The sequence below is a fragment of the Rhodococcus sp. 05-2255-3B1 genome, from assembly GCF_002258545.1.
GTDB lineage: Bacteria > Actinomycetota > Actinomycetes > Mycobacteriales > Mycobacteriaceae > Rhodococcoides.
The window spans coordinates 83,421-89,464 of record NZ_NOZC01000008.1; the positions used below are offsets into that span (position 1 = coordinate 83,421).

The following is a 6,044-nucleotide window of genomic DNA, read 5'->3' on the forward strand; positions in this document are numbered from 1 at the left end:
GTACGGGTTTCAAGACTAAGTCGAGAGGTTGCGACTGGTGCGCAGGAAACCTGTCATGTACTCGATCAACGTCCAACCCCCGGACTCGTCATATGAGTTGCTGCTGGACAGATGTCCGAGCGGATACGACTCGACCGCAATCGGTGCGATCTCAGCGGGTCGAATCGACCCCACGCCGAATAGGGCCATCCGCCTGCGTCGAACGTCCTGACGAACCCGGTAGAGGGTGCCGTCGACACCGACTGCGTGCGGATCGCGCATCTGCATGAACGACCAACCGATGACCGATGACTCGAAGATCTGGCGACCGTTCCAGCACGTCCGATTCAAGAAATCAGCATCGATATAGGGGCCTAGGGCCGGCACCGGGCGAGGCGAAACCCCGTACTCCTGTGCCAATCTCACGAACTCAGTGACAGCCAGCCAGCCCTCGGCTTCTTCTCGAGACTCCCGCTCGCGAACCATCTTCAAGCGGGCCCGCTCGGCGTCATCGAGACCATGGATATTGTCCTCTATGCCCACGCGCTTCACCGATCCTTATGCATGAGCTCGACGGCGTTCTCCTGCAGTGAGTCCGCTATCGACCTCAGTTTTGGAGTTGGCCTGATCCAGTGACTGGATGAGTGTCATGATCGAGAGAGTACCTCGTGGATACGAGTCGAAGTGTATGTCGCACGTGCTGTCGATGTTCATATCTGTGTGGCTGCTGGGAAATCGGCCCCGAACTCGTCGATAACGGCAGGACCGACAGGTCTGCGAGCGACAAGGGGACGCAGCAATTGTTGAATGGTGGCCGTGATCGGCCAGTGCTCGACTGGTAGCGAGTCGAGCAGTAGGGTCACGGCGGTTTCTGTGTCTGGGTCGTCCATGACGGCGGATAGCCCGTTGAGGATTATGGGCGTAGTTCGGTCGATCAAAATGGTCAGTGTTCCGAACTCGTGGTCCACGAACGTTTCTACAGTGGAAAAAGAGACGAGGAATGTGTCGAATTTTTGGTACTGAGCGTCGTTGAGCCCGAATCGATCTTGGGTCTCCAGCTCCGCGGTCAAGATATCATAGATCGCTATTCCGTTTAGGGGTGGTCCATCAGCTCGGTGCGCCGCGCGTTTATCCGAGACGGGGGTGGCCCACTTAGTGACCGCTTGCATCGTTTGGGGTGGTAATTCGTTGTTTCTAAGGATGAAGTCAGCTTTGTGAAAAGTCTGTTTGCTATTCCGAAGTGCTCTGAGGAGAAAGTAGGCATTGATCTGTCGGATGCCCCGTCCGCGAAGTGCGGCAGTCAGTTCGGTGAACACAGGAGTCAGGTCATCGCTGTTGCACGCGTGTGACAGTGCTATTGCAAGACCATTGAAGTCCTGTCCGGGGTAGCTGTCGAGGCAACTTATCGCTGCGCTTATGTAGGCCCTTCGGGAACTGGGTGCTCTGGAAGCGAAGCCGTCATCGAGGACGTTGCAGGCCAGCATAGGGGCTGTTGGGACCGTCTCGTGGAGGCCGCCACTTCGGCGATCGCAGGCGGTGACTAGCTGCACCAGATCATTTTGTAGATGTTCGCGTTCTTTGAAGATTCGGCCGGCGGCCAAAAGCCATGTGTTTCGCCAATGGGGGTGGTGGGCGGTGAGTTGAAGCAGGGCGAGGACTTTCGTGTCTTGTCCCATCGTCAGCGCGTTTGCTCCCATCAGTTCTTGCATACTGCGAACTTCGAATCCTACTCGGTCGTCAGTAGGGACGAGTAGAACCAGTCGGTGCGTGGCAGCCCTGACCAGTCTGCTCGCTATAGAGCTCACGTCTCGGGGACCGAACTCCTGGGTGATGAGTCGGGTCCGCACTATCTCGTCGAGTCTCGACGCAGGCATTGTTGCTTCCGAGCGGCTGCTGCTTTCGGCGGCCACGTGCAGTTCGAGCGCGACTTGGCAGTGCAAATGGAAGACATCGGGTCGATGTTCGTTGAGCAGTGCGGACAGGCCATGGACCCCAGGCTTGTCAATTTCCCGTTGATAGACGGTTCGGTAATACAGCTCGAAGAGGCTGTAGCGGTCGAGCGGTAGGGTCCCGAAGCTTTCGACAATGAACGACATGATCGTCACTTGCAGTGGGGTTTCCATCAGCCGTGCTGTGTTCGGGTCTTTGGCCGCGGTTCGTAGCCTGCGTAGGACGGTGTCGCGTCTTTCGGCGTCGTCAGCCAGCCTCAACCGAACGAGGTCGGTTCCGAATCGTTGCGATTGCGTGGAATTGAGGCGACTCAACGTGAGCTCGGTGAACAAGTCGCTATCGAAGCGTTCGTCGTAGCCCAAAGGCCGAGTTGTGGAGACCAGCAGTAGGTCTGCGTCGAGCTGGTCCGCAGCTTCCATGAAATCGGTGATCCGTTCGATCAGGAGTCGACGCATGGAAGCTGCGCTCACCTCGTCGAGACCGTCGAGTACGACGATCCACGGCCATATGCGTAACCACCCTTCAAGATCGCCGGGACTGAGAGTGCGACCGGCGCGGTTGCCGATGACTTTTGAGAGGTATCCGAGGACACTCAAATCCGGGACCGACGACAGTTCGTCTGCGTACAGTGCGAGGTCGATGCGGATGGGCCAACGGAGGTTTCGTGGCTTTGTGATTCCTGAGCGTTCCATCGCGCTCTGCGTGGCCGAGGTGATTGTGGCAACTTCGGGTGTCATGTCACCGCGGGACAGAAGGCCGCTGCGGTAGATCTGTGCGATCAGTGCGCTGAGTGTTGTTTTGCCCTGTCCGGGTCCGCCGATGATGACCCAGTGCGGTCGTCGTACGCGGTCTTGGAGGCCGCTGCGGAGGACTTGATCGGCGTGCTCGATGATGTGCGCAATTGTCTGCACATCGTGGGGGTGTCCGTCCGGACTCTCGTAGCGTCCTGGCAGGTCGCGTCCCGCTTCTTCTAGCTTTGCTCGTTGGCCTGCTGTTGCTCCAGATTCCGAGAATCGAACCCAGTGCTCGTTTCGGAGGCATTGTGCCGCATGAAGTCTCATAGCGGGTCCGAGATCGGAAGAACTGCTTCCTGGTGCAGTGTTGGCACCGATACAGGCGAGAACATCCCCGATCGTTAGAAGGGCAGGGAATGCATAGCGGACACTCGGGTGCCCGTCGATTAGCGCGGTGATCTGCGCATGGTGCCAGATGCGGATGGCGCGAATCCCGAGGCCGTGAATGGGGTCCTTGTCATCGTGGAGCCTGCCGAGCAGGTAGTTGTTCAGTTGATCGATGCCACCGGAGACTCCATTGCTCGACAATCTGACATTTGAGGCGAACACCATGTAGTCAGGTGGACGCATACGCGACCCTTTGTCCATGGCTTCGACCCACCGGAGCAATTCGGCGTCAATTTGCTTCTTGAACCAGACGAGGTTCGATGCCGGGTCACCCTGGTCGTAGTGGAACTTTGCTTGGAATACGGTGTACCCGGTCCAGTGTTCGTGCACGTGATCGTCTGTGCCGGCGGACCAGTCAATCGTGCCGGCGTAGGTCGCTTCGCGGCCTCCGTCGGGGCCGTCGCCGAAGGCTTCTATCCCGGCCCCGATTGCTCGGACGCACAGCGCAACGACGAGCTGCTCGAAGGGCCGGCTTCCCAGCTGATTGATGTCGTAGTCCGGCACAGGATCAATCATGCCCTCTATGGCTTGTCCGGCCCTGTGTATTTGAGTGGAGGCGCACCCAAGGCAGAATCTGGTGCAGCCCGACGAAAACGGGCGTGCGAAGCGATCGGGCGGCCCCCGGCCTGTCCTTTACCGACCGACAGAATGTCGATCCCTGGCGGTTCAACAGCTGGCCGGGCGGGTGCAGACCGCGCGAGTTGGCCATTAAGGGAGCCATTCTGGAGCTCCGAAGCGATGAATGAATTCCAGGTCCAGCTGCTGCAGATGGGGTGCTTGTTGGAGGCCGATGACGCGGGTGGCTGCAAGCCAACAGCTGTCCGGGTCCGATCGCTTGAGAATCAGATCTTGATGCCACTGGCCATTGCGTGCGGTGAAAAAGATCCTCCAGTACGCCGAGTCCGGGAGGCTGATATTCACGTTGTAGTACTCGGCCGGCGCGACGAGGTTCCCCCAGTCGAGGCGGTGTAGATCGGTGCCGGGACTGACATTCATGTCGACGATTCTCAGCGATAGGTCGTAGAGGGGATACTGACCGTCCTTGAGAACTGCGGCGTGTTGAGCGGTGCCTGCCTTCATGTCATAGGTAGAAAGCATGAAACGGGCGGTGGTGTCGCCGCCGGTCTGGTTGCCGTTAACTCGATCGTCTGAGTTCTCGTCTTCGAGATAGAACTGGCGGCGTACAGGGCCCATGCGGGGCATGTCAAGGATCGCTACGCACCGTTCGAGGTGGTAGAGCTCGACATCGCAAGACGCAAGGTTGGAAAGTTTGGTTCGCTCTCCGACCGTCAGAGCTTGGTTGGTTACAAAGACAATGCCGTTGGCACCGTTGGTGGCCACGCCGGCAACGTCTCCCAGAAATTTCTTCTTGACTGCGCTGAAAGTTTTTCTGGTGTTCGGAAAATAGGCCGCCATGACCCATTTCTTGCCGTCGCGGTGGGCTATTGCGTCGTGGGCATTGTCGGGACCGCCCATCGGCTGAGAGGGGTCGAGGTTTTTGAAGTCGTCTGCGAGAAGGATCTGGGCAGCGAGGCGCTCCGACAGTTGTCCGTGCGTCCAGTCGCGGAGTCGGTGCAGCGTTTCATCGGGCCTTTTCGGTGCCATGTCAGTCGATCTCCTGTAGGGAAAGTTGAGCAGTCCTATTCTGTCAGGCTCGGTAAAATCGCCTGCGCACTCGGTCCCCGGCACCGAGTGCGTCGGGGACAATTGCGGCTGCTGCCGGGTTGCGTCCTGCTGATAGTTGTGATCCCAAACGCTCTGTTTATCAACATGTTTCGATGACTCTTACGTCTTCCAGTGCAAGTGTTTCGATGGTAGATTCAGAGGCGTTCTGTTGATCGGCGGACTGACCATCCGTCACCCGAATTGAGAGGCTGAAATCTGCCATGACATCGATCGTCGATTCAGTGTTACCAGTTGCGTCCGTGCTCGAGGTGGCCTTCGACAATGGGTCTCTAGGGGGTGCCGACTGGTCGAACCGGGCCGTCGTGCTCGAGGCCTTGCCAAAGCCCCTGGTTGCGGGATACCCCGCAGAGGGGACCTATGTGCAGATAAGTGATGGACGCGGCGGTATCGCCGCGTCAGGATGGTTCTCGGTCGATGAGCGCAATGCCACCGAGACCCATGCAAGCGTTGCTGTCGTGTGGCGTGAGCCGTTGATGGCCGTGGAGCACACCTACAAGAGCTGGACGGGGTTGGTGCGTCCACGTGACATCTCACCGGTCACTGTGTCACCTGGGGTCGCTCCCGCATGGTTCGGTGAGTACGTGCGGCCGATCCACGAACGGGCCGCCGTCGAACGGACCTTGCAGGCCGTACGCGAGAGCGCCAATACCGAGCGTGCGAACCATCACGAGTGGATCAGGCGGCTGAATGAGTCTGCATGCGAATGGGCGGACGAGAACAGTCTGTGCAGCGAGTTCGAGAGGTTCTGCGAACAGTGGGGGTTCGAAGGCCGAGAACGTGATTTCGATGTAGAAGTGGATGTCACAGTTTCATTAACAATGACGCGATCGGCGCGTAGCCAAGAAGATGCGGACGAGTCCGTAGATCTGGACGATGTACGGCAGCATCTACGGGACAATTTCTCGTATCTCGATGTGAATTTCACTGTGGGGGAGTAGTAGCCGTACCACAGTGGGGTGCGCGCAGCGTGCCCCACTGCGGTAGCGGTTGATCGGCCGGGGCGCGCAGCGGTCCGAAGGTTGTACCGATACGAAAGATATTGTCAGACAATCAAGATAGGTGATTCGTTGGCCGTTGGCGCGCAGCGCCCGGCAAGGAAAGTCCGCACTAGGCCGCCTTGGCGGCCGGCTTCTGGCGGTGGGCGCGCAGCGCTCACCGGAGCCACCGCAGGCCAACGAGCAAAGCTAGAAGAAGCGGGACGCGACCTGCCAGGACGCTACGAGAGTCCGGACGGACACCCCCACGATG

General features: G+C 58.7%; 4 protein-coding genes. 1 reads left to right on the plus strand and 3 read right to left on the minus strand.

What is annotated here, in order from left to right; all coding sequences use genetic code 11:
- Positions 1-15: 15 nt before the first annotated feature.
- The 3 genes from CH249_RS08195 to CH249_RS08205 all read right to left on the minus strand — a co-directional run bounded on the left by CH249_RS08195 (position 16) and on the right by CH249_RS08205 (position 4,715).
- Positions 16-531 (minus strand): hypothetical protein, encoded by a 516-nt coding sequence (locus tag CH249_RS08195; RefSeq protein ID WP_141215918.1) that lies wholly within the window; start codon positions 529-531, stop codon positions 16-18.
- A 158-nt stretch (positions 532-689) separates the two neighbouring features.
- Entirely contained in the window at positions 690-3,626 is a 2,937-nt protein-coding gene (locus tag CH249_RS08200) for an NACHT domain-containing NTPase (RefSeq protein ID WP_032394243.1), read from the minus strand.
- A 192-nt stretch (positions 3,627-3,818) separates the two neighbouring features.
- Entirely contained in the window at positions 3,819-4,715 is an 897-nt protein-coding gene (locus CH249_RS08205) for a hypothetical protein (RefSeq protein ID WP_032364853.1), read from the minus strand.
- A gap of 281 nt (positions 4,716-4,996) precedes the next feature.
- Between CH249_RS08205 and CH249_RS08210 the strand changes: the two genes are divergently transcribed.
- Positions 4,997-5,734, plus strand: a complete 738-nt coding sequence (locus CH249_RS08210) for a hypothetical protein (RefSeq protein ID WP_141214626.1) — start codon at positions 4,997-4,999, stop codon at positions 5,732-5,734.
- Positions 5,735-6,044: the final 310 nt, after the last annotated feature.